The following is a 24,798-nucleotide window of genomic DNA, read 5'->3' as shown; positions in this document are numbered from 1 at the left end:
CATGTCAGTCAGTTTGAGCAAAGGCCAGAAGATCAATCTGGAAAAACAAGGCGGCGGCGCCCTCGGCAAGGTCACCATGGGCCTGGGCTGGGATGCCATCAAGTCCAAGGGCTTCCTCGGCTTCGGCTCGAAGAGCGAAGCGGTCGATCTCGACGCTTCGGTCGTCATGTTCGACGAAGGCAACAGTCCGGTGGACGTGATCTGGTTCCGCCAGCTGCGCAGCAAGGACGGCAGCGTGGTCCACACCGGTGACAACCGCACCGGCGCCGGCGATGGCGACGACGAACAGATCAACGTCGACCTGGGCGCCGTGCCAGCGTCCGTCAAGAGCCTGGTGTTTACCGTCAACAGCTTCACCGGCCAGACCTTCGCGCAGGTGGAAAACGCCTACTGCCGCCTGGTCGATGCCAGCAACGGTCAGGAAGTGGCGCGCTTCAACCTGTCGGTACAAGGCCCGCACTCGGCCCAGATCATGGCCAAGGTCTACCGTCACAACGGCGCCTGGAAAATGCACGCGATCGGCGAAAACGGCAACGGCCGTACCTTTGACGACCTGCTGCCGCAAATTTCCGCGCACCTGTAAAAGAGTAATACCGCAGCAAAGCCCCGCGTACCGGCGCGGGGCCCCATCCCACACACCGCGCATGAAAGCGGTTGAAGCATCATTGGCCGTGCGGCTATAATGTTTCCATGATTAAACTTAACCAGATCTCGCAGATAGTGACGCAAGCCGCGCGCGGCGAGCTGGTCTTCCCTACCAGCGTCAACGCGGCCCTGCGCCTGCAGATGATGCTGGCCGATCCCGATGCCGAGGCCGAAGAGGTGCTGCGCTGTGTGCTGGCCGAGCCGGTCCTGGCCGCCCGCACCGTGGCGCTGGCCAATGCCGCCGTGTTCAACCGGGGCGGCACGCCGATTACCAGCGTGCGCGCCGCCGTGGCGCGCGTGGGCTACCGCCACCTGTACTCGATGGCGGCAGCGATGGTGGTGCGCCAATTCGGCGCGCGCATCCGCGACCCGCAACTGCGTGCCAAGGCCGAGCAATTATGGCGCCATACCGCCCACGTGGCCGCGCTGTCGTATGTGATCGGCGGCAAGCTGACCGCCACCGATCCCGATACCGCGCTGTTCGCCGGCATCATCCACGAAGCAGGGGGCTTTTACCTGCTGTCCAGGGCCGACGACATGCCTGGTCTGCTGGACGACCCGGCCGACTGGTTTGGCGCACCGCAGGAAATCATCGCCCGCGAACTGATGAAAAAGCTGTGCATCCCGGATCCGGTGGCGCTGTCCGTGGTATCGCTGCCCGGCGCCACGCTCACGCCGCCACCGCTGGGCCTGCGCGATACCTTGCTCATCGCCAAACACCTGGCGCCGGTGGCCTCGCCGCTGGCGCCCGCCGGCCAGCCGGCTGGCCTGGCCGGTTTTATCGACGACAATGCCGCGCTCGAGCAGATCCTGCGCGAGTCGCGCGCCGACGCCGCTTCGATGAGTGCCGCGCTGCTGGTTTGATTGCCCCTGTTTGTGGCATAAACGATGTGTTAATCATCATTTTGACCAGAAATCCGCCATTCGGCGTCGATCGGCATGGCTGCATGGGCGATAATGGCAACAGTCGTCATACAACAAGCCCGTCACCATGAATCACACCGCAGCAGCCACCATTCCACCATCGCCAGTGCTCGCGCCTACGCCCGCGCCGCGCAAGAAGCACCGCAACCTGGCCCAGGGCGTGGTGGAAAGCTTTACCCAGACCATACAGGCCGGCACCCTGAAACCGGGCGAAAAGCTGCCGACCGAATCGGTGATCATGGAAATGCATGGCGTCAGCCGCACCGTGGTGCGCGAAGCGATTTCGCACCTGCAAGCCGCCGGCCTGGTGCAAACGCGCCACGGCATCGGCACCTTCGTGCTGGCGCCGCAACCGGCCAACCTGCGCATCTCGTCCGACACCATCCGCACCATCGGCGACGTGCTGTCCATACTGGAACTGCGCATCAGCCTGGAAACCGAGGCGGCCTGGCTGGCGGCCAGCCGCCGCAGCGAAGAGCAGGTGCAGCAGATGGGCGAGGCCCTGGCGCGGATTCAAAGTTCGGCCGGCTTGCCGGGCTCGGTGGAGGCGGACGTCCACTTCCACCTGTTGATCGCGCAATCGACGGGCAACCGTTACTTTGTCGATATCCTGAGCGACCTTGGCAACACCATCATCCCGCGCGCGCGCGTGAACTCGGCGCAACTGGCCCATTCCGATCCGGCAGCTTACCTCGAGCGCGTGAACCGCGAACACGACGATATCTACCGCGCCATCCTGCGCCAGGATGCCGAAGCAGCGCGCGCGGCCATGCGCACCCACTTGAGCAATAGCCGCGAACGCCTGCGACGGGCCCAGGAGGGCATCGAGGCCGACGCCTGACCTTGGCGTTACAGTCAAATCCGTGAGTGTTTTGCCCGGCGGCCACACACCCTGTAACGGTTCTCAGGAAAGTGCTTGCCCCCGGTCGTATATGGTTGTACGATGTCATACAACCGGTGCAGATGATCGTGATCACACCGAGTGAGACCCCTTCCACACACTAGATGTCGATTATTGGAGACTGTTATGCAACCGAATGACCTGAAAAAAATCCTTTCCTCTGGCCTGCTGTCGTTCCCTATCACCGACTTCGATGCCCAGGGTGACTTCAACAAGAAATCGTACATCGAGCGCCTGGAGTGGCTGTCGCCATTCGGCGCCAGCGCCCTGTTCGCCGCCGGCGGCACCGGCGAGTTCTTCTCGCTGACCCCACAAGAATTCCCTGAAATCATCAAGACCGCGGTTGACACCTGCCGTGGCCAGGTACCGATCCTGGCCGGCGTCGGTGGTCCGACCCGCGTTGCTGCAGCTTACGCCAAAGAAGCCGAGAAAGCCGGCGCGCAAGGCTTGCTGCTGCTGCCACACTACCTGACCGAAGCGAGCCAGGACGGCCTGGTCGAGCACGTTGCTGAAGTCTGCAAAGCCACCAACCTGGGCGTGGTCGTGTACAACCGCGCCAACTGCCGCCTGACCCCTGATTCGCTGGCCCGCCTGGCCGACCGTTGCCCTAACCTGATCGGCTTCAAGGACGGCATCGGCGACATCGAACTGATGGTGTCGATCTGGCGCAAAATGGGCGACCGCTTCAGCTACCTGGGCGGCCTGCCTACTGCCGAAGTGTACGCCGCTGCCTACAAGGCCATCGGTACTCCGGTATACTCGTCGGCAGTGTTCAACTTCGTGCCACAACTGGCGATGGACTTCTACCATGCAGTTGCTGCGGATAACTTCGCAGAACAAAACCGCATGATCGACGAGTTCTTCCTGCCATACCTGGAAATCCGCAACCGCAAAGCCGGTTACGCCGTCAGCATCGTCAAGGCCGGCGCCCGCCTGGTTGGCCACGATGCCGGTCCGGTCCGCGCTCCGCTGACCGACCTGACCGCGGAAGAGTGCGACATGCTGGACAAACTGATCAAGAAACAAGCCAAGTAATTTGAAGCCTGTTTTTTGATTTGAATTCAAGCGCGGCTGGTCCGCGCTTTTCACACATCTAAGGAGTCGATATGCAAGTAGCTGGCGAAATGATCATTGGCGGTAAAGCACTGACAGGTAAAGAGGGCACGATCAAGGCGATCGACCCGTCGCGCAACGCGGAAATCGAACCGGCGTTCGGCCTGGCCAGCGCCGCCGACCTGGAGCAAGCGGCCCAACTGGCCGACGCCGCCTTCGACCCGTACCGCAACACCAGCCTGGAAGTGCGCGCCAAGTTCCTGGAAACCATTGCCGACCGCATCATGGACCTGGGCCCGGCCCTGATCGAACGCGCGATGCAGGAAACCGGCCTGCCGCAAGCCCGCCTGGAAGGCGAGCGCGGTCGTACCGTGAATCAACTGAAACTGTTTGCCAAAGTCGTGCGCGACGGCCGCTTCCAGTCCGCCACGCTCGACAGCGCGCTGCCGGAACGCACCCCGCCACGTCCCGACCTGCGCCTGCGCAAGATCGGCCTGGGCCCGGTTGCCGTGTTCGGCGCCTCGAACTTCCCGCTGGCGTTCTCGGTGGCTGGTGGCGATACCGCCTCCGCCCTGGCCGCCGGTTGCCCGGTCATCGTCAAGGCCCACTCGGCCCACCTCGGCACCTCCGAGCTGGTCGGTAAAGCCGTTGCCAAAGCCGTGGAAGAGTCCGGCCTGCCAGCTGGCGTGTTCTCGATGATCATCGGCTCCGGCCAGACCGTGGGCCAGGCCCTGGTCAGCCATCCAGCCATCAAGGCCGTGGGCTTCACCGGCTCGCGCGCCGGTGGCCTGGCACTGATGAAAACCGCCGCCGAACGCAAGGAACCAATCCCTGTGTACGCCGAGATGAGCTCGATCAACCCGGTGTTCCTGCTGCCAGGCGCGCTGGCCAACGACAAGCTGCCGCAAGCGTTTGCCGATTCGCTGACCATGGGCGCCGGCCAGTTCTGCACCAACCCGGGCCTCTTGATCGGCATCAAGGGCGACAAGCTGCAAGCCTTCGTTGACGCCACCGCCGGCACCATCGGCGCCAAGGCTGCTTCGACCATGCTGACCCCGGGTATCCACAAGGCCTACCTGTCCGGCGTGAAAAACCTCGCTGGCGTCGACGGCGTGCAGCAGGTTGCTGCCGGCCAGGGCACCGAAGCCCCATGCGCTGCACAAGCTTTCCTGTACCAAGTGCCAGCGAAGAAATTCCTGGCCGACGACAAGCTCGAAGGCGAAATCTTTGGACCAACCTCGCTGCTGGTCGTGGCGGAAGACGAAGCCGAACTGCTGGCTGTTGCCAACCACGTCGAAGGCCAGCTGACCGGCGCCGTGCACGCCACCGCCGACGACCGCGACCTGGCTGCGCGCCTGCTGCCGATCCTGGAACGCAAAGTGGGCCGCATCCTATTCAACGGTTTCGGTACCGGTGTGGAAGTGGCGCACGCCATGGTCCACGGCGGCCCGTTCCCGTCGACGTCCGACAGCCGCACCACCTCGGTGGGCGCGTCGGCCATCGACCGCTTCCTGCGTCCAGTGAGCTACCAGGACGTGCCGTCGTACCTGCTGCCAACTTCGCTCGCTGACGACAATCCGGAAAAACTTCCGCGCATCGTCAACGGTGACCTGGTATGGAACGCATAAGCGATATCAAGTGTGCGGTGGGGGAAAGCCCCACCTGGAGCGCGGCGGAGTCGGTTTTTTACTGGACCGACATTCCGGCCAAGCGCATCTGGCGGCTTGATCCGGCCACCGGCGCCACCCGTTTCTGGACCCTGGACCAGATGGCAGGCTGCATCGCCACCCGGGCCGGCGGCGGGCTGATCGCCGGCATGGAAACCGGCGTGTTCCAGCTCGATCTGAATGACGGCGAAGCTGCCGTCCAGACCAAGCTGGCTACGCCGGGCGCCGACCTGGGCGAGGGCATGCGCTTCAACGATGGCCGTTGCGACCGCCAAGGCCGTTTCTGGTCCGGCACCATGTTCATGGACATGGCCCAGGCGCGTCCGGTGGGCAAGCTGTATCGCTACGACAGCCGTGGCATCTCGAAGCCGATGGTCGCCGACCTGCTCACGCAAAACGGCCTGGGGTTCTCGCCGGACGGGCGCACCATGTACCTGTCCGACTCGCACCCGCTGCGGCGCATGGTGTGGGCGTTCGACTACGACATTGATGACGGCGTACCGAGCAAGCAGCGCGTGTTTGCCGATCTGACCAAGTCGGTAGGCCGGCCCGACGGCGCGGCAGTCGATAGCGAAGGCTGCTACTGGGTGTGCGGCAACGACGGCGGCTACATCCTGCGCTTCACGCCACAGGGCAAGCTCGACCGCAAGCTTGATGTGCCGATGCTGAAACCGGCCATGTGTGCGTTCGGCGGCAAGCACCTGGACCAGTTGCTGGTGACGTCGATTCCGTCCGGAAAACCGGAAGATGCCGAGTGGGGCGGGGCGGTGATTTTGCTCGAGCCTGGCGTGAAGGGGCTGGCGGAAACGCCGTTCGGGGCTTGATGGTGTAGCAAAGTAAGGCAGATGCGTGAGCACCTGCCTTTTTTAATGGGCATCAAGCTCTACGGTATCCGCTGGCACAGAATGGTGATGTTTTTTTGTCCGGCCTTTATGCCTTGAACGATTTCAACTTTGCAGGAACTAGTTCGTTCATCAAGCCGCACCGAATAGCTGATCTGATCGTATTCACCATACCTGCATTCCATCCATTTTCCTTCAGGAAAACCAGCGCCAGCAAGATCGTAGGTCGTCGTCCACGCAGTCGCCCCTTTTTTCCAGGTCGAATCCCCCATCAGCACGGCTTTACGTTCGGGCGGTCCCGCCGTGGCACCAGCGGAGGAAAGCGGTATGGACGCCGCCACATGGGCTTTCCATGGCTCAGGCGTGTCAATCAGCCGGATCGACGACATTGGTATTTCAGCAGGGCAGACGATACGCTGCTCCCTGGCGCCAGCGGTCGATCCCAGCATGAGCGTAGCGAGCAGCAACGGAATACACGCGTTAGATGTCATCGCTTTTCCTATTCAATTACCCAGAATGCATCGGCATTGTCGGTCGGGTTCGCGTACGTACCGTCCTGGTGACGGCCCTTTTGCGGATGAACCGGATGGAGATATTTTTCTTTTCCGGCGAGGGCCACTGGTCGACCACATAGATGCCGTCGGAAACCTGGCCCAGGTAGAACGCAGAATGGTTGCCTTTGCTGCGACCCGGCCAACGCCCGTTCTCGAAGTTGGCGATCGCGGTCCCCGGCAGTATCGCTTTATTGCCAAGAACCTTGGCCCCTTGGCGCCACAGCCGTGTAGCGGGGGCATTGGTGTAGTGCCTGGTTAGCGTAACGCATTCAGCGTCGCCGATTTTGGGTTTGCCATCGAGTGAGCGGGCATCTGCGTAATGGTATGACATGGGGCCTCCTTGACCTGAGCGGCTGATGTTGCCGCCAGGCCGGAGGAGGGTATTGCCGGTTGCCAAACAATGAAGCGTGGCCTTATGTCAGAAATCAAGACAGGTCAACCAAGGCTTGCTGTGTTGTCATGCAGGAGCATTCAAAACGGTGTTGTACACCTTGCCCGCAATGGTGACGTTCTTGAGCGTCACCCCCTTTACGTTATACACAAACCACGGTTCCGCCGCATTGGTTGGTGCGCCGAAATCGCAGTCGGTAATCGTCACGTCGGTGATCGGCACCACCGGCGGCGCCGGTTGCGGGCCGTTGTAGTCCGACGCGACAGGGCCGAGCAGCATGATGGCCTGGAAGCAGGAGGCGGTCTTGCCGTCTTTGGTCACATTGCCGACGCGGACGTTCGAGATGTGGATGTTGTTGACCACCGGCGGCCGGGTGCGTACGTGATCGGCGGTCGGGATGTAGTCGCAGTCGAAGGCGACGACCGCGCCGGCCGCAGTGGCCACCTGCTTGCCGTTGATCGGCGAGTCGGGAAAAGTGGCGTAGTGCGAAGCGGTCAGCTGCACGCCGTTCGGGATCGAGACGTCGCGCACATAGAAATTGCGCAGGTAGCCGCCGCGATTGAGGTTGGTCTTCAAACGGATGGCGATATTGAGCGGGTTGGTTTGCCAGTTGGCGTTCTGGAACACCAGCTTTTGCGCAAACACGTTCTGGATGCCGCCGGCCATCTCGCTGCCCAGCGTGACGGCGCCGTGCCCGCTGTGCATGATGCAGTTCTGGATCACGATGTTTTGCGACGGGCCGTATTGCGTATCCTGGTTCTTGCCGGCCTTGATGGCGATGCAGTCGTCGCCGGTGTCGAAGGTGCAGTCCTCCACCAGCACGTGGTCGCACGCTTCCGGGTCGAAGCCGTCGCTGTTGGGGCCATGGCTTTCGCAGTGCACCTTGCGGATCACCAGGTTGCGGCAGTGGACCGGGTGGTGCATCCAGAACGGCGTGCGCATCACGTGGTAGCCCTGCAGCAGCACGTTGGTGCAGCCGATGATCTGGATCATCGGCGGGCGCAGGTAGTGGCCCACGCCGAATACGCGCCTGGCCAGCCGCACGCCCGCTTCCGACAGCGATGGCAGGTATTTCGAGTCGGTGCGCCAGCTTTGATCCTTGCCTTCGATCAGCGCGCGCTCGGCGTCGGTGATGCCGGGGGCGATGTCGGCCAGCGACCTGGCGTTGTTGGGGTTCTCGGTATTTTCCGACATTTTGCCGGCGACGAAATTGGGCGTGTTGCCCTGGCCGATCGAGTTGATGGTTTTCTGCTTGCCCTTCCAGGTCCACCAGCAGTCGCCGGCGTCGTTGAACGGCACGCCGCCCTGGCCATCGAGCACGCTGGTCCAGTCTTCGCCGGTCAACGCGATGTTGTCCTGGCCGTAGGCGTAGATCATCGACGAATAATTGAGGCAGTCGTTGCTCTGCCAGCGCGAGACCACCAGCTTGCCATTCTTGCCGCAATCGATATCGCCGTACCTGGCGTAGTCGGCCGGGTCGTGACTGAAGTAGATGTGCGCACCCGCGCTCAGGTGCACGTTGACGTTCGACAGCAGCACGATGGGACCGGCGCAGTACCAGTTCCCGGCCGGGATCACCACGCGGCCACCGCCGGCGTCATGGCAGGCCTTGATGGCAGCCTTGATGGCGCCGTAGCAGTCGGGCGACTTGGCGGCCGGCCTGGCCAGCGTGTCCTGTCCTTCGAACGATACCCAGGCCTTGATGTTGGTGAGCTTGCACGGCTTGGCGCCAAACTTCGTCACCACGAAATCCTGCTGGCGGAATTTCAAAGGCTTCGACACGCGGTCGATGATGGCTTGCGCCTGCAACCACGGATCGGGCGCCACGGCGGCGGTAGCGGGCAGGGCCAGCGTGAGGCCGGCGGCCGGCAAGGCTTTCATCAGGCTGCGGCGCTGGGTATCGATAGGTCGGGTCATACGGTCTCCTGGTTATTCGTCGTCGTGCTGGTTATTGAATTCCGCGACAAAGATGTCGGCCGGCGACGGCTGCGCGCCGTAGCCCAGGTCTCGCACTGGATCGATGCCGTTCCTGGCCAGGTTGTGCCAGTAGTCGTTGCTGCTGTACTGGACCGGCCGGTAGGCAATCGCCCCCGGCTTGTTCCAGTCCGCCCATGGTCGCTCGCGGTTGATGTGGGCGCCGATGCGCGAGTTAAGCACCACCATCTTGCCCACCGTTTCCAGCGTGGTTTTGGTGAGCGTGCCTGCCGGTGCGCGATAGACGTCGGTTGTACCCAGCGTGCAGCGGTAGCCGGTCAGGGCCACCTTCGCGTACGGCGTGCACTTGGAATTGTGGAACCACTGGCGCATCAGGTGGAACTGGCCGGCGCGCGCGTTGGCCGATCCATCGTGCGTGAAGCGGCTGCTGTCGAACACGAAACCGTACCTGGTTTTGATGTTGGTGTTGGGCGCAGCCACGTACGACACGCCGCGGTCGCCCAGCGTCTTGATCTCGGACTGGTAAAAATAGGCGGTGCTGTCGCCGAAAATGAAATCGACGTCACCCTCGATATACGATTTGTTGAAGAAGCTGCGCGTGCTGGTGGCCACCGCCTTGGCCTTGACGTACAGGGTGTCCTGGAAGCCGATCAGGCGCACGTTCTCGAACTGCGCCTTGTCGGCGCCGTCCACTTGCAGCGCCAGCGCCTGGTGGTGGACGTTGTTCACATTGGGGAGCGCTTCCGCGCGGGCGTTGCCGATGTCCTTGTTGTAGCCGTTTTCGAACGTCAGGTTGCGGGCCTGGAAGCCGTCGCTCTGCACCCACACGGTGGCGGTGCCGAAGGTGCGAATCTGGTCGCGGTCTTTCACGCTGTCGAACATGGCGCGGATCTCGGGCGCCACGGCGGCAAACTGCCCGGCATACAGGGCAGTGTAATCGGCGCCGGTGGCGGACGCGTCGAGCTTGGCCGTGATGCGGGTGGCGGCGGCGTCCTTGCCGTCGCCGTACAGCGTGAGCGGCGCAGCAACTGCCGGCACGTACACCAGCTCCGGGTAGGTGCCCGGTTTGACCAGCAGGTACAGGCGCTTCGTTGGCGCAGCCTTGCTGTCGGCCACCGCACGGCTCACCGCCGCCTGCACCGTGTTGAAGATTTTTATGCCGTCGGCTTTGGCCGCCTGGTCCACCACGTAATCAGGGGTAAGCGCTGCATTGCGTGCCAGTGGATCGGCCAGCGGATCCCACGGGTCGATGCGCTCGCTGCCGGCGGGTCCCACGTACTTGAGCACTTCGCTGTAGGCGTAGTGTCTGGCTTGTTCGGCTGTCAGTTGGGGGCGCCGCGCCGGTTCGCTTTGCGCCTGGACGCTGCTCGCACAAGTGAGCAGTACCGCAGCCGCAGCCGCTGCTGCAGTGGTTATATGCACCACCGTCGTCATGGCCGTGGCGCGATGAACAGGCCGGCCGACACCGGCACCGCCGTTTTCATCTCCCCCACCACCATGTCGGCAAAGTAGGCCGCGCCCCTGGGGCCGAGGTGGGTGTAGTCGAACGCCGACTTGGCGGCGCCAGCCACCTCCACGTTACCGGGCGTGAGTGCGGCCGCGTCTTTTTTAGCTGGCGGCGGTTCCACCGCAAAGGTGTCGGCCTGCTCGGCGCCCATCGCCTGCACGGCGGCAAAGCTGTCGGCGTTGAGGTCGAGCAGCGGCACCTGTTGCGCCTTGGCGATGGCGCGGATCACGTCGGCCCACGGCGTCAGGTTGTTTTGCAGGACGCCGTCCCGGAAACTGCGACGCGTGAGCGGGGTGACCAGCACCGGAATGCCGCCCAGCGCTTTCACTTCCTGCGCGTAGCGCGTCATATTGGCCGGGAATTCGGTGGCGAGGTCGGTGGAGCGGCCAGGTTTGCCGGGCTGGTCGTTGTGGCCGAACTGGATCAGCACATAGGTGGTGCTGTAGGCGGCGCCGCCGCGCAGCAGCCCCTCGACTTCATTCCAGCGGCCCTCGACGCGGAAGCTGCCCGAGCTGCGGCCGCCCTTGGCCAGGTTGATGCAGGTATTGGCGCGGTGGACGCGGGCGCAGAAGGCGTCGCCGTAGCCGCTGTTGCTGGCCATGGTGGAGTCGCCCACCAGGATCAGGCGCGCCGGCTTGGCCGGTTCGGCGGCGTGGACCGGCGCGCACAGCAGCGCAGAGGAGGTGGCAAGAGCAGCAAGGATCAGGCGAGTCATCATGGTCATCTCACGGACAGTTGGGGCGACTGTTGTGCAAAGCACACGTACCGCACGGCCAGTCGCAAATACTCAATAAGTTGATCGCCACGCGCGCCGCAGGCGGGGCGTGCGCGCGGCGGCCGGATGCTGTTGTCAGCCGCGCGAGAACGTGCGCGTGACGCGTTCGAGGTGGGCGCGCATGGCCTTGCGGGCGGCAGCAGGATCGTGGGCGGCAATCGCCTCCAGGATGCGGCGATGGTCCTTGAGCGTTTCCTGGCGCAGCTCCTCGGTCTGGAAGTGCTCCTTGAGCTTGTGCCACAGGCGGCCGCGCTGGTCCCACAGGTAGTTGAGCGAGCCGACCAGCGCGCTGTTGCCGGTGGCGCGTGCAATGGCCAGGTGGAAGTTGCGGTCGGCCTGCTCGTTGCTCGAGTAGTTGGCGTGGCTCTGCTCCATTTCGACCACGGCCTGCAGGATGGCGTCGATGGCGCTGTCGGTGGCCACGCGCGCGGCAATCGCCGCGATCTCCGCTTCGATCAGGCGCCGCGCCGACAGCACCTCGAACGGGCCGGGACCTGCCTCGGGCAGGTCGGCGGGCGCGGGGCGCTCGCTGACATACACGCCGGAACCGCCGCGCACCTCGATCACGCCGCCCAGTTCGAGCGCGATCAGCGCTTCGCGCAGCGAGGCGCGGCTGACACTGAGCTTGGTGGCGAGATCGCGTTCGGACGGCAGACGTTCGCCGGGAGCGATGTTTTCGGTACGGATCAGGTCCTGGATGCGGTCGGCCACCACGCGGTAGAGGCGTGCTTCATGGACATGCGGTTCGGGGAGTGCGGAAGTTCTCTTCTGCATCGTTGTCTCGTTTTTTTAGTTATGGCTTTAGGAATGAATTCTCTGCCATTTGGTCAGGCCATTCTAAGGTGGTCTGACCAAATTGGTCAACGCGGACTAGCCAAATACTTTTTTAGGTGGCATACTCGGAGCGTCAAATAGCCTCCCGAATACCGTTTCAGCGGCCTGAAAACAGGATTAAAGCACGGTGGAATGCGGGTTGCAAGGGCGCGGTTTGTCCCCATATGAAAAAAGTGGGCGGACCAATATCGAAATTGGCCTGACCAATTTGACAGCCGAAAAAACAACGTTAGCCGGGCAGAGACTCCCGGAAAGGAAGCCAGAATGACGCCACCGTCCAGCATCACCGATATCCAGCGTTTGCCCGCCACCGCCCCCGGCGCTACCCCGGTCAATACTCCGCGCTACATCCTCATGCACGACAACGACAACGTCGCCATTGTCGTCAACGACGGCGGCCTGCCGGCCGGCGCCGTGTTCGAAAACGGCCTGACCCTGCTCGAAGCCGTCCCGCAAGGCCACAAGGTGGCGCTGCGCGACCTGGCCAAGGGCGATGAAGTCGTGCGCTACAACGTCACCATCGGCTTTGCCGGTGAAGACCTGCCGGCCGGCCGCTGGCTCAACGAAGGCAACGTCATCATGCCGGGCGCGCTGGGCCTCGAAGGCCTGCCGATTTCCACCCGGGCGCTGCCCAAGGCCGAGCCGCTCGAAGGCTACACCTTCCAGGGCTTCCGCAACCCGGACGGCAGCGTCGGTACCCGCAACATCCTCGGCATCACCACCACCGTGCAATGCGTCTCGGGGGTGGTGGAGTTTGCCGTGGACCGTATCAAGAAAGAGCTGCTGCCCAAGTATCCGAACGTCGACGACGTGGTCTGCCTCGAGCATACGTACGGCTGCGGCGTGGCGATCGACGCGCCCGGCGCCGAGATCCCGATCCGTACCGTGCGCAACATCGCCCTGAACCCCAACTTCGGCGGCCAGGCCATGGTGGTGAGTCTCGGTTGCGAGAAGCTGCAACCCACGCGCCTGTTCCCCAAGGGTTCGATCCCGATCCAGAACGAAGGCGGCGCCGATCCGGCGCTGGTCTGCCTGCAAGATGGTGAACACGTCGGCTTCATGTCGATGATCGACTCGATCATGAAGCAGGCCGACACCAACCTCAGGCGCCTCAACGCGCGCCAGCGCGAAACCGTGCCGGCGTCGGAACTGGTGGTGGGCGTGCAGTGCGGCGGCAGCGACGCCTTCTCGGGCGTGACCGCCAACCCGGCCGTGGGCTTTGCCACCGACTTGCTGGTGCGCGCCGGCGCCACCGTGATGTTCTCGGAAACCACCGAAGTGCGCGACGGTATCGACCAGCTGACCTCGCGCGCCGAAACGCCGGAAGTGGCGGCAGCGATGATCCGCGAGATGGCCTGGTATGACCGCTACCTCGAACACGGCGGCGTCGATCGCAGCGCCAACACCACGCCCGGTAACAAGAAGGGTGGCTTGTCGAACATCGTCGAGAAAGCCATGGGCTCGATCGTCAAGTCGGGCAGCAGTGCAATCAACGGCGTGATTAGTCCTGGCGAAAAGCTCAAACAGAAGGGTTTGATCTACGCCGCCACGCCCGCCAGCGATTTCATTTGCGGTACACTGCAACTGGCTGCGGGGATGAATGTGCACATCTTCACCACCGGCCGCGGCACTCCTTACGGCCTGGCCGAAGTCCCGGTGATCAAGGTCGCCACCCGCAACGATCTGGCCAAGCGCTGGCACGACCTGATGGACATCAACGCCGGCCGCATCGCCAGCGGCGACGCCACCATTGCGGACGTGGGCTGGGAGATGTTCCAGCTGGTGCTCGACGTGGCCAGCGGCCGCGAAACCTGGGCCGAAAAATGGAAGCTGCAAAACGCGCTGGTGCTGTTCAACCCGGCCCCGGTGACGTAATCGGCGCCGTGTTGGCAGCGAGCGTACTTTAAAAAGACTTACAGTTAAATACAGTTAAAAAATAAGAGACCATGACTAAGCCATTCAAACGTTTGCTGCTGACCGGCGCCGCCGGCGGCCTGGGTAAGATTCTGCGTGACCGTATCAAGCCTTGGGCCGATGTGGTGGTGCTGTCCGACATCGCCGACCTGGGCGAGGCCCGCGCAGGCGAGGAAATCATCGAGTGCGACCTGTCCGACAAGGCCGCGGTAATGAAGCTGCTCGAAGGCGTGGAAGCGGTGCTGCACTTCGGCGGCATCTCTACCGAGAACACGTTTGAAAACATCGTCCAGGCCAATATCATCGGCACTGCCAACCTGTACGAAGCGGCGCACAAGCATGGTACCAAGCGCATCATCTTCGCCAGCTCGAATCACACGGTGGGCTTTTACCGCAACACCGACTATATCGACGCCACCGCGCCCACCCGCCCGGACAGCTTCTATGGCGTATCGAAATGCTTCGGCGAGCAGCTGGCCAGCTACTACTACGATCGCACCGGCCTCGAGACAGTCTGCCTGCGCATCGGTTCCTCGTTCCCGGAGCCGGCCGACCGCCGCATGATGGTCACGTGGCTCAGCTACGACGACCTGGTGGAAGCGCTGCGCAGCTCCCTGTTCGCCACCCGCGTGGGCTTTACCATCCTGTTCGGCACGTCCAACAACGACGTCGCCTGGTGGGACAACAGCAAGGCCTCGCACATCGGCTACCGCCCCAAGGACAGCTCGAAACAGTTCGACGGCAAGTTCCCCGACAGCGGCGTGTACCCGGACCCGAACAGCTCCGTGACGTACCACGGCGGCGCCTTTGCGCTGGCGCCGATGCGGTTCAAGGACTAGTTCCCGGCTCCCAGCTGCCATTGCGCGGCCAGCACGGCCGCGTTGTACACCGCATGGACCAGCATGGGCGCGAGCAGCGTCTTGCTGCGTTCATAGGTCCAGGCCGCGCAGCATCCGAGCACGAACACCGGCAGCATCGACAGCGGCGGGTGCACTACCGCGAAGATCGCCGCGCTCACCATGATCGCCGACCACGTCGGCAGCGAGCGGCGCAAGCCGCCGTAGATCAGTCCCCGGAAAATGAATTCCTCGCACAGCGGCGCAGCCAAGACCGCCAGCGCCACCATCCACAGCTGCGCATGGGCCACCGAGTCAACCGGCCCCTGGCCGGCCGACAGCGGCACATCGAGCACCTTGAGCGCGGTCAGGTACGCCAGCGCCGTCACGCACGCCAGGGCCGATGGCAGCAACGCCACCTTCACCGACGGCCACCAGCTGGCGCCGCGCAAGATCGCCGGCACCCCGGTGGTTTTCGCGCGCCAGTAAATGAAACGCATCAGCGCGTACACCAGCAGGCCAGCGATGCCAAAGGCGATCGTCAGTGCGGGCAGGGTGGCCTGGGCTTTGCCGCGCATGAGAATGAGCGCGACGATGGCCTGCACGATGAAAAAGCCGGTGGCGGCAATCAGTCCGTCGGACGCCGATACCCGCGCCGGTGGCGACGCGCCCGGATCGAGCAAATAGGGCAGGGCGTCGCGCGCCTTCTGCCACAGGGCCAGCGCCAGCGCGCCGCTGAGCACCATGATCACCACTTTTTGTGACCACAGGCTAGTGTAGATCGACCACGTATAAAAGCTGGCCAGCAGCAGGAACAGGTAGCTGTAGGTAGGCCGGATGCGCTTGTGTACCTCGATGGCGGTAGGGTCGCACGCGAACACGCCCAGCGCCACCGCGATGGTCGAATAGATCGGAATGCCTGCCATTACGATCAACAGCAGCACCAGCATCTGCCACGTCGGCTGCGGTGCGGTAGCAAGCGTGATTGCGCCGACAATCAGCGGATAGACCATGGCCAACGCACCCCACAGCCGCGCCTTTTGCTTCAAGACGTTTTCCACCGAATCGGGCACGGTGTACAGCAGCCACAGGGCGTTGCCTTCGTTGTTGAGGGTCTGGAAGGCCGACAGCATCAGCACATAGACGCCGATGCCGAAGGCGATCGCCGCCGCCACGGTGGGCATCTCGCCGAATTGCGAGATGGTGTCCAGCTTGCCGTTGAAGACCAGCTGGCTGCCCACCACGATGAGCGGCAGCACCAGGGTTTGCACCAGGAAGTTGCGGTCGCGCGCCAGCAGGCGCAGTTCGCGCCGCATCACCGGCGACAGTGGCAAGTGCAGCTTGCCCACCGGCGCCGGTGCGGAGATGGCGGCTTTGCGTCCGCTCTCGCGCACGCCCGAGCCGACCACACCGTTACGTAGCTGCCAGCGCAGCAGCGCCACGCCGGCCCACAGCAGCACCACGAGCTGCGCGGCCAGCAGCGCCGCCAGCACGGCAAAGTGTTGCAGGCCCTGGGCCTGGATCGCCTGCAGCAGCACGCCCGTGGGCAGCCACAGGCCCCAGGCCGGGAAGCCGCGCGCCAGGTCCATCACGAAGCTGCTGGCGGCTGGCATCGATAGCGCGAACACCAGGTACAGCATGGGCGCGTTGAGCAGCGAGAGCAGCGCCTGCAGGTTGCGCAGTTGCGCCGCCGCCAGCCACAATCGCACACCGGTGTCGATCAGGGTGTGCAGCAGCGCCGCCAGCGGCAGCAGCAGCGCGGTGGCCAGCAGCGCGACCGGCACGGCGCTCCACTGCAAGCCGGAATACCAGGCGATCACCAGGTACGGTGGAAACAGCGCGAAGATGCCGGACAGGTTGCTGGCGCTGCGTTCCAGCAGCCGTCCCCACAGCAGGGTGGAGCGCTCAACCGGCAGCGTCACCAGCCATTCGAGGTCCCAATCCGGCTTGGCCAGCTCCTTGCCGGCCAGCGGCAGTAGCACCGAGATGGCGAACAGCGCGGTCAGCACCATCGACAGGCCGCCCATCAGGGACGGGTCGAATGGCATTGCATGCAGTTCGCTGGCTGCCATGTCGAAGTCGAAGCCATCGCGCGTGACGCTTTGCGCGCAGGCGCCGTCATCGACCAGCCGGCACTGCATATTGAGCACCGCCATGCGCGACATGTTCAGGCACACGAACAGCATCAGCACCGCCACCACGGCCGAGACGATCCACATGCCATTGCGCTTGCCGCCGTGGGCAACGCGGGTGACCGGAGCCCTGGCCTTTTTCTTTTTGCGGGAAAAGGCGTTGCCGACCTGGTTGAACTGGCGCGTGAGTCGCATCCTGGTCATCAGCCAGACCGCGCGCGCCGGTGACGGCGGCGCTTTCAAGCCGCGATCAGCGTCCATCATCGGCAGCCGCGTCGTCGGTAATCTTGAGGAACACGTCTTCGAGCGAGCCGCTGGTGGACGCTTCGGTGCGGATGTCGTCGAGCGTGCCGGTGGCCACCAGCTGGCCGCGGTGAATGATGCCCACGCGGTCGCACAGTTTTTCGGCCATGTCGAGCAAATGGGTGGAGACAAAAATGGTGACACCGCGCGCAGCGGCAGCCAGCAGCAGCTCCTGCACATCGCGCGACGCGCGCGGGTCGAGGCCGTTGATCGGCTCGTCGAGGATCAGCACCGCCGGATCGTGGATCAGCGCGCAGGCCAGGCCCAGGCGCTTCTTCATACCCAGCGAGTAGTTGACCGCGTAGTCTTCGCCCGCTTCTTCCAGGCCGAACTCGGCCAGCAGGCGCGCACTGCGGGCCGCCGCTTCCGCGCGCGGATAGCCGTGCATCTCGGCGACAAACCGCAGGATCTCGCGTCCGCGCAGGTAGTCGTAGAACACCGGCGTATCGGGCAGGTAGCCCACGCGGCGCTTGACCTCGGCCGGCTGCGCGTGGCAATCGTAGCCGTCGATCAGCACCCGCCCGGCGCTGGGCACCAGGATACCCATCATCATGCGAATGGTGGTGGTCTTGCCGGCGCCATTGGGGCCGAGGAAGCCGAACAGCTCACCGCGCGGCACGGTCAGGTTCAACGGTTTGACGGCGTCGAAAGCGCCGTAAGTCTTGGCCAGGCCATGGAATTCGATCATGGCAAGGCAATCAATGCGCAGCTTTTTGCGCCATGGCGCTGCCCACGCCGTGGCGCCAGCCTTCGCTCACTGCCGTCACTGTGCCGTCCGGGTTGAACACCAGCGCGTTGGCGGCGCCGATTTCTTCCGGCTCTGCGCTCCAGCGCTGGCCGCGTTTGGCCAGCGCCTGCGCGGCCGGCAGTGTGGTGTAACCGGGTTCGATATCGGTGGCCATGCCGTTGCGCTCGGACAGGCGCGGCGCATCGACCGCCTGCGGCATCGGCAGGCCCAGGTCGATGTAATTGAAGATCGTTTGCAGTACGGTGGTGATGATGGTGGCGCCGCCCGGACTGCCGATCGAGAACGCCGGCTTGCCGTCCTTGAAGGCCAGCGTGGGCGACATGCTGCTGCGCGGGCGCTTGCCCGCCTCCGGTACATTCGGCGCGGGGCCGGTGAAGTCGAAGTCGGTCATCTCGTTATTGAGCAGGAAGCCGTAGCCCGGCACGACCATGCCGCTGCCGCCCCACGACTCGATGGTGTACGTGTACGAGACGATATTGCCGTCCTTGTCGGACACCGTCAGGTGGGTGGTGTGGGCGCCTTCGGACAGCAGTTTATAGCCGGCCGGTCGCAGCGGCACACTGGTATCGTTCTGGAACGGATACGGATCGCCGGCCGGTGCATGCAGTGCGGCGCGGGTCGGATCGATGGCTTCGCGGCGGCGCGCGGCGTAGTTTTTACTGAGCAGGCCGGCCACCGGCGCGTCGACGAATTCCGGGTCGGCCAGGTAGGCATTGCGGTCGGCAAAGGCCAAGCGGCTCGCTTCGAGGTACAGGTGCTCGGCCTGGTCGCGCGGCATGGCCTTGAGGTCGTAGCCTTCGAGGATGTTGAGCGCCTCGGCAATCGCCACGCCACCCGAACTGGGCAGCGGCATGCCGTAGACGTCATAGCCGCGATAGGTGCTGTGCACTGGCAGGCGCAGGCGCGCTTCGTAGTTGGCCAGGTCGGCCATCGTCATGTTACCGCGCCGGACACTTGCGCCGGCGGCCACCGTGGGACGATTGACGGCATCGATCACCGCGCGGCCCATTTTGCCGGTGTAGAAAGCCTTGGCGCCGCCCGCGCCCAGTTCGCGGTAGGCGCGCGCCAGGTCCGGGTTGCGCAGCACGCTGCCGGCCACTGGCGGCTTGCCGTTTTTCAGGTAGATGGCAGCGGTGGCGGGGAATTTGCCGAACTTGACGAGGTTGATGCCGAGCAGCCGGTTGAAATTGTCGCTGACGGTAAAGCCATCGGTGGCCACTTTCACCGCTGGCGCGAGCACCTGCTTGAACGACATCGAGCCGTAGCGGGTGAGCGCCTCGTCCCAGCCGCGCACGGTGCCGGGTACGCCCGCCGACATGCCGCTGGCCACCACGGTCTCGAAATCCATGGGCTTGCCCTGGTCGAGGAACACGGTAGGGGAGAAGCTGGCAGGCGCCGTTTCGCGGTGATCGATGGTGATCACGCGCTTGTCCTTGGCCAGGTAAATCACCATGAAGCCGCCACCGCCGATGCCGCAGCTGAACGGATCGGTCACGCCCAGCGTGGCGGCCGCCGCCACTGCCGCATCGATCGCATTGCCACCCTGGTCGAGAATGGCGATGGCTGCTTTCGAGGCCGGTGCGCTGATGGTGGCGACCGCACCGCCGGTGCCCGTTGCCACCGGCGTCTTGGCCCAGGCTGGTTGTAGCGTCAGCGTGACGACGATGGTGGAAACCAGGAGGGGGCAGACGGAAGGATGACGGAAAATCATGGAAGCGGCTCTCGAGTCGGTAGTTACCGCTAGCTTACCCGATCCTGCTGGCAATAAATCAATGAATCAATGCTGTCGCTGCCGCCACCTTCGCTACATTGCTCACCCGGATACTGACCCGGTAATCGGGAATGATATCGTTCTTGGGCGGCACCGCTTGCGGCTCCACGCCGGCCAGGGTAAAGGTCAGGCCATCCTGGGTGACGCTGGTAGCGCCGTTGGGCATGCTGTCGGACAGCACGAAACTGCTGGTGGCGCCGTCGGGGCGGGTAAGGCTGAAACTGTAGCTGATATACCCGGCCCAAACGCACACGGCGCCCTCGCGGCAGCGGCTGTCGTTGACGCGGTCGAGGCGCACAACCGGTGCGATCGCCTTGCCACTGGCAACGGGTTGGGCGGCTGGCGCGATCAGGGCGCTGGCGCCTTGCGCGAGCACATAGGTGGTGGCAAATGGCTGCGGCGTGGCAGCGGCGCGGCTGGTGCCGGACGCCGAACCGCAGGCGTACAGCCCGGCCATCACGACCGTCAGCAGGGGCAGGACGATCAGTTGGCGCAAAACAGACTTCATCTTGACCTCTCTGAATAATTCGGTTGAAAATATTAACAAAACAATCATTAGTGTGTCGCACGATTAAGCATCGGCAACGTAAATCAACGCTTGGCGCAAACTAAGCCCACCGGCTGCGCCCAAGCTGCGTAGAATGTCGGCACTTAGCAAACACTCACAGGGAATTACCATGCGCAAGACCGAACTGGCCAAGGCCGACGCCAAAAAAATCATGGGCAAAATGTCGGCGGGCCACGCGTCCAGCTTCGGCAAGGCGCCGGAAGTGATCGACAAGCGCGAACAACGCCGCCGCGACCAGGCCCTGGGCCTGGTGCCGTTCGCCGTCAAACTCAATAGCGACCTGGTTGCGCAATTAAATGCACAAGCAACTGCACGTGGCGTTGATATGAATCAGCTGGTGGGCGAATTGTTGGCGAAGAGCCTGGCTGAATAAGAGGAACTGCACCCCGTAGGCGGTCAGCCTACGCGGGTTATGTTGCCTGGGGCCGCACCTGCTGGGTCCGGCCCCGTTCGCGGCGCGGCTTAAACGTAAGCCGCCAGCGAACCCTTCATTTTCTTCAGCGCTGCCGACTCGATCTGGCGAATGCGCTCGGCCGATACGCCGAACTCTTCAGCCAGCGTGTGCAGCGTGGCGCCCGAACCGTCGTCGTTGGCCAGCCAGCGCGCCTCGACAATGCGGCGCGAACGGGCGTCGAGCTTGCCCAACGCCTGCTCCAGGCCTTCCGATTGCAGGCGCGTGACTTGCTCCGCTTCCAGCACCCGGGTCGGTTCCGACTGCTCGGACGACAGGTAGGCGATCGGTGCGAACTTGTCGTCTTCGTCGTCGGTGGGCGACTCCAGCGCGATGTCACGGCCGCTGAGACGGGTTTCCATCTCGATCACTTCTTCGCGTTTGACGTCGAGCATCTTGGCCAGGCTGTCCACTTGCGCCGGGCTCATCGCATCGAGACCGGTCTTGTGGCTGCGCAGGTTGAAGAACAGCTTGCGCTGGGCCTTGGTGGTTGCCACCTTGACCAGGCGCCAGTTTTTCAGGATGTACTCGTGCATCTCGGCCTTGATCCAGTGCATGGCGTACGAGACCAGGCGCACGTTCTGATCGGGGTCGAAACGCTTGACCGCCTTCATCAGGCCGATATTGCCTTCCTGAATCAGGTCAGCATGCGGCAAGCCATAACCGAGGTAGCCCCGGGCGATCGATACCACCAGGCGCAGGTGCGACAGCACCAGCTGCTGCGCGGCGGCCAGGTCATTGTTTTCCTTGAGACGCTTACCCAGCGATACCTCATCGTCGTGCGTCAACATCGGCAGGCGGTTGACGGCCGAAATGTAGGCGTCCAGGTTCCCCAGGTTGCCAGTGAACCCGAGTCCCAAAGCACTGTTGTTGGCAGGGGCCAACGAGGTCGTTGCGGACATCATAGTCATTTTCATTTCCTTCGCTCGATGATTGCTGGTTGCTACAAAGACTTGATAAGCTCTGCAGTGTTCCCATATTAGCACTCTCTGTACGAGAGTGCCAATTGCTGCAAATCTATCGTCTTGATAGTGATTTTGCTATGAGCTTGTTCGAACTCATCGCTTCCATGTATGAAGTGTGCGCGTTGGAGCTTAGACAGGACTTAACGTCGTGCCTATCCTGACGGGAGGGGCTTGGGAAGTCGGTTAAAGGCCGCACATGCCGCAACCAATTGGTTGCGGCACCGGGTAATTACTGCACGCGCGCCAGGTGGCGTTGCACGGAGAGCACCGCGCCGATCAGGCCGAGGCCGGCCGACAGGGCCAGCAGGGCAGCCATCAGCAATGGCGACAACGGCGTCAGCTGATACTCGGAGGCATACAGGCGGGCAAATTCGGCAATCGCCGCATTGAGCGGACGCAGCGCCAGCGCCACCGCGCCCAGCGCCAGCGCACCCGAGCACAGGCCCAGCAGCGCACCGGTGTAATAGAACGGGCGGTGAATAAAGCTGTCGGTGGCGCCGATCAGCTTGGAGACCTGGATTTCCTCGCGTTGCGTGAGCACCTGCAAACGGATGGTATTGAACACCACGGCCACGACCACCGTGCCCAGCGTTGCCGCCAGCAGCAGCAGCGCCAGGCGCAGGATGCCCAGCAGCGCGGCCAGGCGCTTGACCCAGGCCGAATCGACCTGCACCGTATCGACGCCGGGCAGTTCGCGGATTTGCTCGGCCAGCGCATCGACGTCGCCGCCGGACTCGGCCAGGCGGAACGCGTCGAGTTTCAGCACGTAGCTGTCCGGCAGCGGGTTTTCGCCCAGCGTGGTCAACACATCGGCCAGGCCGCTTTTTTCCTTGAGGGTTTCGAGCGCCTTTTCGCGCTCGGTAAAGATGATCTTGGCTTGCTTGTCGGGCACCGCCTGGCGCAACAGCACGGCCAGTTCCTCGGCTTGCTGGCGCGGCGTGTCCTGCTTGAGGAAGATGCTCAGCTCGGGATCGACCGACAGTTGCTCGGACATGGGGCGCACGTTGTCGAGCAGGGTGGCGCCCATGAACGGCAGCGCCAGCGCAATTGCCACCACTAATATATTGAACAGGAAACTGCCGGGCGCGCGGCGCAGGTGCACCAGCGCCACCGACAGCGCGTAATGGTGCTGGCGGAACCAGTAAGTCATGGCGCCACCTCCAGCTGGCCGTGGTCGAGCCGGATCACGCGCGCTGCGGCGTCCAGCATCTGCTCATCGTGGCTGGAAATCAGGCAGGTCACGCCCACCGAGTGGAACGCCTTGAGTGCGTCGAGCACCTTGTTGGCGCTGGCGCGGTCGAGGTTGGCGGTGGGTTCGTCGGCCAGGATCACCTGCGGCCGGTTGACGATGGCGCGCGCGATCGAAACGCGCTGCTGCTCGCCGCCGGACAGCGCCAGCGGCTGGGCGCTGGCGCGCTCGAGCAGGCCTACCTTGTCGAGCGCGGCGCGGGCGCGTTGCTCGGCCTCGCGGTGCGAGGAACCGGTCACCAGCAGCGGCAGCATCACGTTGGCCAGGATGGTGCGGTCGATGAGCAGGCGCTGCTGCTGGAAGATCAGGCCCAGCTTGCGGCGCAGGAACGGCACGGCCGACGCGCGGATGCGCGAGATGTCCTGGCCGTTGACGATCACCTGGCCGGCCGTGGGGCGCTCGACGGCGGCGATCATTTTCAGCAAGGTGGACTTGCCGGCGCCGGACGGCCCGGCCAGGAACACCAGTTCGCCCTTGTCGACGTTGAACGAGATGTCGCGCAGCGCCACCGCATCGGGGGAGTACTGCTTGGAGACGTTGCGGAATTCGATCATTCTATGGTGTGCTTATCTCTGTAATTATCCGAGCAGGGCTTCAACAAACTCGGCCGCGACAAACGGCTGCAAGTCTTCGATTTTTTCACCGATGCCGATGAAATACACGGGCACCGGACGCACGCGGGCGATGGCGGCCAGCACGCCGCCCTTGGCTGTGCCGTCCAGCTTGGTAATCACGAGGCCGGTCAGCTTGAGGGCGTCGTCGAACGCTTTCACTTGCGCCAGCGCATTTTGCCCGGTATTGCCGTCGATGACCAACAAGGTTTCGTGCGGTGCGCCGTCCATGCCCTTGCCGATCACGCGCTGGACCTTTTTCAGCTCTTCCATCAGGTGCAGCTGGGTGGGCAGGCGGCCGGCGGTATCGATCATCACCACGTCGAGGCCGCGCGCCTTGCCCGACTGTACCGCGTCGAACGACACGGCCGCCGGGTCGCCCGAGGCCTGCGAAATCACGGTGATGTTATTGCGCTGGCCCCAGACCATCAATTGTTCGCGGGCGGCGGCGCGGAAAGTGTCGCCGGCGGCCAGCAAGACCGACTGGCCGTTCGACTGCATGTGCTTGGCCAGCTTGCCGATGGTGGTGGTCTTGCCGGCGCCGTTCACGCCCGAGATCATCATCACCATCGGCTGGTGGCGGCCCAGCTCGAACGGCTTTTGCAGCGGCAGCAGCAGCTCGGTCAGCAGTTGCTTGAGCGCGGCCTTGACGGCGGCGGCGTCGAGCAGCTTGTCTTCCTTGACCTTGCGCTTGAGTGCGGTAAGCAGGTAATCGGTCGCATCGACGCCGGCATCGGCCATCAAGAGCGCCGCTTCCAGCTCGTCGTACAGGTCGTCGTCGATCTTGGCGCCGACGAACAGCAGTGAGAGGTTGTTCGAGGTCTTGGACAGGCCAGCCTTCAGGCGCGTCATCCACGATTGCTTTTGCGCCGGTTCCTCGATCGGCAGCAGGGCCGGAAGATCAGGAATGGCAGGGATGGCAGGGGTGGCGGGCGTGGATGGGGGCGCCGGCACTGGTGCCGGGGTGGCGACCTGCGGCACTTCGGGGGCGACAGGTTTTTTCTTGAAGAAACTAAACATAGGTGGTTGGGGGCGCTTCAAGCTGATGCCCGGCCAGGCCGGACATGGGGGAAATGATGCTATTTTAACAGAGCGCGTGCGGCAGACCGCTGGCCGCCGTCCGCCGCAGTCCGCACTTGCCGGCCGGATCCGGTGTTTTTCGCCGGTGTCTGGCAGCGTTTTCGGTGCATCGCGCCCCCGTTTGGGGCGAATTACGCACGAA

The 24,798-nt window shown here is 63.7% G+C and carries 23 protein-coding genes; 9 read left to right on the top strand and 14 right to left on the bottom strand.

Translation table 11 applies throughout. The features are described 5' to 3' along the window. Nucleotide 1 precedes the first annotated feature (1 nt). From DUPY_RS11830 to DUPY_RS11805, 6 genes are all read left to right on the top strand, one after another. Nucleotides 2-583 carry a TerD family protein gene (locus DUPY_RS11830; protein WP_070248241.1) on the top strand — a complete coding sequence of 194 codons (582 nt, stop codon included), beginning with the start codon at nucleotides 2-4 and terminating at the stop codon, nucleotides 581-583. Between the two features lie 107 nt (nucleotides 584-690). After that, the gene (locus tag DUPY_RS11825; RefSeq protein WP_070248240.1) at nucleotides 691-1,509 is read left to right on the top strand and encodes an HDOD domain-containing protein; all 819 of its coding nucleotides are present in this window, start codon (nucleotides 691-693) and stop codon (nucleotides 1,507-1,509) included. Nucleotides 1,510-1,636: 127 nt separating this feature from the next. Next, a complete protein-coding gene (locus tag DUPY_RS11820; protein WP_084640670.1) occupies nucleotides 1,637-2,410 on the top strand; it encodes a FadR/GntR family transcriptional regulator in 774 nt (257 codons plus the stop codon). 186 nt (nucleotides 2,411-2,596) lie between these two features. After that, a complete protein-coding gene (gene kdgD / locus DUPY_RS11815; protein ID WP_070248238.1) occupies nucleotides 2,597-3,505 on the top strand; it encodes a 5-dehydro-4-deoxyglucarate dehydratase in 909 nt (302 codons plus the stop codon). 71 nt (nucleotides 3,506-3,576) lie between these two features. Further along, a complete protein-coding gene (locus DUPY_RS11810; protein WP_070248236.1) occupies nucleotides 3,577-5,151 on the top strand; it encodes an aldehyde dehydrogenase (NADP(+)) in 1,575 nt (524 codons plus the stop codon). Next, nucleotides 5,139-6,014, top strand: a complete 876-nt coding sequence (locus tag DUPY_RS11805) for an SMP-30/gluconolactonase/LRE family protein (RefSeq protein ID WP_070248234.1) — start codon at nucleotides 5,139-5,141, stop codon at nucleotides 6,012-6,014. Before DUPY_RS11810 ends, DUPY_RS11805 begins: the two co-directional genes overlap by 13 nt. A gap of 59 nt (nucleotides 6,015-6,073) precedes the next feature. Here the strand turns inward: DUPY_RS11805 and DUPY_RS27895 are convergent, their stop codons facing one another. The 6 genes from DUPY_RS27895 to DUPY_RS11780 form a co-directional block, all read right to left on the bottom strand. Then, nucleotides 6,074-6,523, bottom strand: coding sequence for an STY0301 family protein (locus tag DUPY_RS27895; RefSeq protein ID WP_141749516.1), 450 nt, complete (start codon nucleotides 6,521-6,523; stop codon nucleotides 6,074-6,076). Nucleotides 6,524-6,539: 16 nt separating this feature from the next. Continuing rightward, entirely contained in the window at nucleotides 6,540-6,917 is a 378-nt protein-coding gene (locus DUPY_RS11800) for a BPSL0067 family protein (RefSeq protein ID WP_084640669.1), read from the bottom strand. Nucleotides 6,918-7,043: 126 nt separating this feature from the next. Continuing rightward, nucleotides 7,044-8,894, bottom strand: a complete 1,851-nt coding sequence (locus DUPY_RS11795) for a glycoside hydrolase family 28 protein (protein WP_070248232.1) — start codon at nucleotides 8,892-8,894, stop codon at nucleotides 7,044-7,046. Nucleotides 8,895-8,906: 12 nt separating this feature from the next. Continuing rightward, on the bottom strand, nucleotides 8,907-10,334 hold the full coding sequence (locus DUPY_RS11790; protein WP_229255335.1) for a pectinesterase family protein: 1,428 nt from the start codon (nucleotides 10,332-10,334) through the stop codon (nucleotides 8,907-8,909). Nucleotides 10,335-10,342: 8 nt separating this feature from the next. Further along, on the bottom strand, nucleotides 10,343-11,137 hold the full coding sequence (locus DUPY_RS11785) for a rhamnogalacturonan acetylesterase (protein WP_084640677.1): 795 nt from the start codon (nucleotides 11,135-11,137) through the stop codon (nucleotides 10,343-10,345). A gap of 132 nt (nucleotides 11,138-11,269) precedes the next feature. Continuing rightward, complete coding sequence (locus tag DUPY_RS11780; protein WP_070248231.1) at nucleotides 11,270-11,968, bottom strand: FadR/GntR family transcriptional regulator; 699 nt, start codon at nucleotides 11,966-11,968, stop codon at nucleotides 11,270-11,272. Nucleotides 11,969-12,382: 414 nt separating this feature from the next. On the opposite strand from DUPY_RS11780, the gene garD reads away from it, so the two are divergent. Both garD and DUPY_RS11770 read left to right on the top strand, forming a co-directional pair. After that, nucleotides 12,383-13,903, top strand: coding sequence for a galactarate dehydratase (garD, locus tag DUPY_RS11775; RefSeq protein WP_070248366.1), 1,521 nt, complete (start codon nucleotides 12,383-12,385; stop codon nucleotides 13,901-13,903). A gap of 71 nt (nucleotides 13,904-13,974) precedes the next feature. After that, the gene (locus tag DUPY_RS11770) at nucleotides 13,975-14,781 is read left to right on the top strand and encodes an NAD-dependent epimerase/dehydratase family protein (protein WP_070248230.1); all 807 of its coding nucleotides are present in this window, start codon (nucleotides 13,975-13,977) and stop codon (nucleotides 14,779-14,781) included. On the opposite strand, the gene DUPY_RS11765 is transcribed toward DUPY_RS11770, so the two are convergent. The 4 genes from DUPY_RS11765 to DUPY_RS11750 are packed head-to-tail and all read right to left on the bottom strand — an operon-like array spanning nucleotide 14,778 to nucleotide 20,240. Beyond that, the gene (locus tag DUPY_RS11765; protein ID WP_229255334.1) at nucleotides 14,778-17,174 is read right to left on the bottom strand and encodes a type II CAAX endopeptidase family protein; all 2,397 of its coding nucleotides are present in this window, start codon (nucleotides 17,172-17,174) and stop codon (nucleotides 14,778-14,780) included. The genes DUPY_RS11770 and DUPY_RS11765 overlap by 4 nt on opposite strands. After that, entirely contained in the window at nucleotides 17,161-17,901 is a 741-nt protein-coding gene (locus DUPY_RS11760; RefSeq protein WP_070248226.1) for an ABC transporter ATP-binding protein, read from the bottom strand. Before DUPY_RS11760 ends, DUPY_RS11765 begins: the two co-directional genes overlap by 14 nt. Before the next feature lie 10 nt (nucleotides 17,902-17,911). Continuing rightward, a complete protein-coding gene (gene ggt, locus DUPY_RS11755) occupies nucleotides 17,912-19,672 on the bottom strand; it encodes a gamma-glutamyltransferase (RefSeq protein ID WP_070248224.1) in 1,761 nt (586 codons plus the stop codon). 58 nt (nucleotides 19,673-19,730) lie between these two features. Further along, nucleotides 19,731-20,240 (bottom strand): hypothetical protein, encoded by a 510-nt coding sequence (locus DUPY_RS11750; protein ID WP_070248222.1) that lies wholly within the window; start codon nucleotides 20,238-20,240, stop codon nucleotides 19,731-19,733. 169 nt (nucleotides 20,241-20,409) lie between these two features. Between DUPY_RS11750 and DUPY_RS11745 the strand changes: the two genes are divergently transcribed. Beyond that, the gene (locus DUPY_RS11745; RefSeq protein WP_056137638.1) at nucleotides 20,410-20,673 is read left to right on the top strand and encodes a hypothetical protein; all 264 of its coding nucleotides are present in this window, start codon (nucleotides 20,410-20,412) and stop codon (nucleotides 20,671-20,673) included. A gap of 89 nt (nucleotides 20,674-20,762) precedes the next feature. Here the strand turns inward: DUPY_RS11745 and rpoH are convergent, their stop codons facing one another. The 4 genes from rpoH to ftsY form a co-directional block, all read right to left on the bottom strand. Then, entirely contained in the window at nucleotides 20,763-21,662 is a 900-nt protein-coding gene (gene rpoH / locus DUPY_RS11740) for an RNA polymerase sigma factor RpoH (RefSeq protein WP_208600035.1), read from the bottom strand. A gap of 283 nt (nucleotides 21,663-21,945) precedes the next feature. Then, nucleotides 21,946-22,866, bottom strand: coding sequence for a permease-like cell division protein FtsX (gene ftsX / locus DUPY_RS11735; RefSeq protein ID WP_070248217.1), 921 nt, complete (start codon nucleotides 22,864-22,866; stop codon nucleotides 21,946-21,948). Further along, entirely contained in the window at nucleotides 22,863-23,519 is a 657-nt protein-coding gene (gene ftsE / locus DUPY_RS11730) for a cell division ATP-binding protein FtsE (RefSeq protein ID WP_070248215.1), read from the bottom strand. Before ftsE ends, ftsX begins: the two co-directional genes overlap by 4 nt. A 24-nt stretch (nucleotides 23,520-23,543) precedes the next feature. Beyond that, the gene (gene ftsY, locus DUPY_RS11725) at nucleotides 23,544-24,596 is read right to left on the bottom strand and encodes a signal recognition particle-docking protein FtsY (RefSeq protein WP_070248213.1); all 1,053 of its coding nucleotides are present in this window, start codon (nucleotides 24,594-24,596) and stop codon (nucleotides 23,544-23,546) included. Nucleotides 24,597-24,798: the final 202 nt, after the last annotated feature.

It is taken from the genome of Duganella phyllosphaerae, from assembly GCF_001758785.1.
Taxonomy (GTDB): Bacteria; Pseudomonadota; Gammaproteobacteria; order Burkholderiales; family Burkholderiaceae_D; genus Rugamonas; species Rugamonas phyllosphaerae.
This window is presented reverse-complemented; position numbering and strand designations above follow the sequence as displayed.

Bases quoted from the DNA above. Each gene is read 5' to 3' on its own strand.
- DUPY_RS11830 (WP_070248241.1), top strand. From the start codon at position 2: ATGTCAGTCAGTTTGAGCAAAGGCCAGAAGATCAATCTGGAAAAACAA.
- DUPY_RS11825 (WP_070248240.1), top strand. From the start codon at position 691: ATGATTAAACTTAACCAGATCTCGCAGATAGTGACGCAAGCCGCGCGC.
- DUPY_RS11820 (WP_084640670.1), top strand. From the start codon at position 1,637: ATGAATCACACCGCAGCAGCCACCATTCCACCATCGCCAGTGCTCGCG.
- kdgD (WP_070248238.1), top strand. From the start codon at position 2,597: ATGCAACCGAATGACCTGAAAAAAATCCTTTCCTCTGGCCTGCTGTCG.
- DUPY_RS11810 (WP_070248236.1), top strand. From the start codon at position 3,577: ATGCAAGTAGCTGGCGAAATGATCATTGGCGGTAAAGCACTGACAGGT.
- DUPY_RS11805 (WP_070248234.1), top strand. From the start codon at position 5,139: ATGGAACGCATAAGCGATATCAAGTGTGCGGTGGGGGAAAGCCCCACC.
- DUPY_RS27895 (WP_141749516.1), bottom strand. From the start codon at position 6,523: ATGACATCTAACGCGTGTATTCCGTTGCTGCTCGCTACGCTCATGCTG.
- DUPY_RS11800 (WP_084640669.1), bottom strand. From the start codon at position 6,917: ATGTCATACCATTACGCAGATGCCCGCTCACTCGATGGCAAACCCAAA.
- DUPY_RS11795 (WP_070248232.1), bottom strand. From the start codon at position 8,894: ATGACCCGACCTATCGATACCCAGCGCCGCAGCCTGATGAAAGCCTTG.
- DUPY_RS11785 (WP_084640677.1), bottom strand. From the start codon at position 11,137: ATGATGACTCGCCTGATCCTTGCTGCTCTTGCCACCTCCTCTGCGCTG.
- DUPY_RS11780 (WP_070248231.1), bottom strand. From the start codon at position 11,968: ATGCAGAAGAGAACTTCCGCACTCCCCGAACCGCATGTCCATGAAGCA.
- garD (WP_070248366.1), top strand. From the start codon at position 12,383: ATGCACGACAACGACAACGTCGCCATTGTCGTCAACGACGGCGGCCTG.
- DUPY_RS11770 (WP_070248230.1), top strand. From the start codon at position 13,975: ATGACTAAGCCATTCAAACGTTTGCTGCTGACCGGCGCCGCCGGCGGC.
- DUPY_RS11765 (WP_229255334.1), bottom strand. From the start codon at position 17,174: ATGATGGACGCTGATCGCGGCTTGAAAGCGCCGCCGTCACCGGCGCGC.
- DUPY_RS11760 (WP_070248226.1), bottom strand. From the start codon at position 17,901: ATGATCGAATTCCATGGCCTGGCCAAGACTTACGGCGCTTTCGACGCC.
- ggt (WP_070248224.1), bottom strand. From the start codon at position 19,672: ATGATTTTCCGTCATCCTTCCGTCTGCCCCCTCCTGGTTTCCACCATC.
- DUPY_RS11750 (WP_070248222.1), bottom strand. From the start codon at position 20,240: ATGAAGTCTGTTTTGCGCCAACTGATCGTCCTGCCCCTGCTGACGGTC.
- DUPY_RS11745 (WP_056137638.1), top strand. From the start codon at position 20,410: ATGCGCAAGACCGAACTGGCCAAGGCCGACGCCAAAAAAATCATGGGC.
- rpoH (WP_208600035.1), bottom strand. From the start codon at position 21,662: ATGACTATGATGTCCGCAACGACCTCGTTGGCCCCTGCCAACAACAGT.
- ftsX (WP_070248217.1), bottom strand. From the start codon at position 22,866: ATGACTTACTGGTTCCGCCAGCACCATTACGCGCTGTCGGTGGCGCTG.
- ftsE (WP_070248215.1), bottom strand. From the start codon at position 23,519: ATGATCGAATTCCGCAACGTCTCCAAGCAGTACTCCCCCGATGCGGTG.
- ftsY (WP_070248213.1), bottom strand. From the start codon at position 24,596: ATGTTTAGTTTCTTCAAGAAAAAACCTGTCGCCCCCGAAGTGCCGCAG.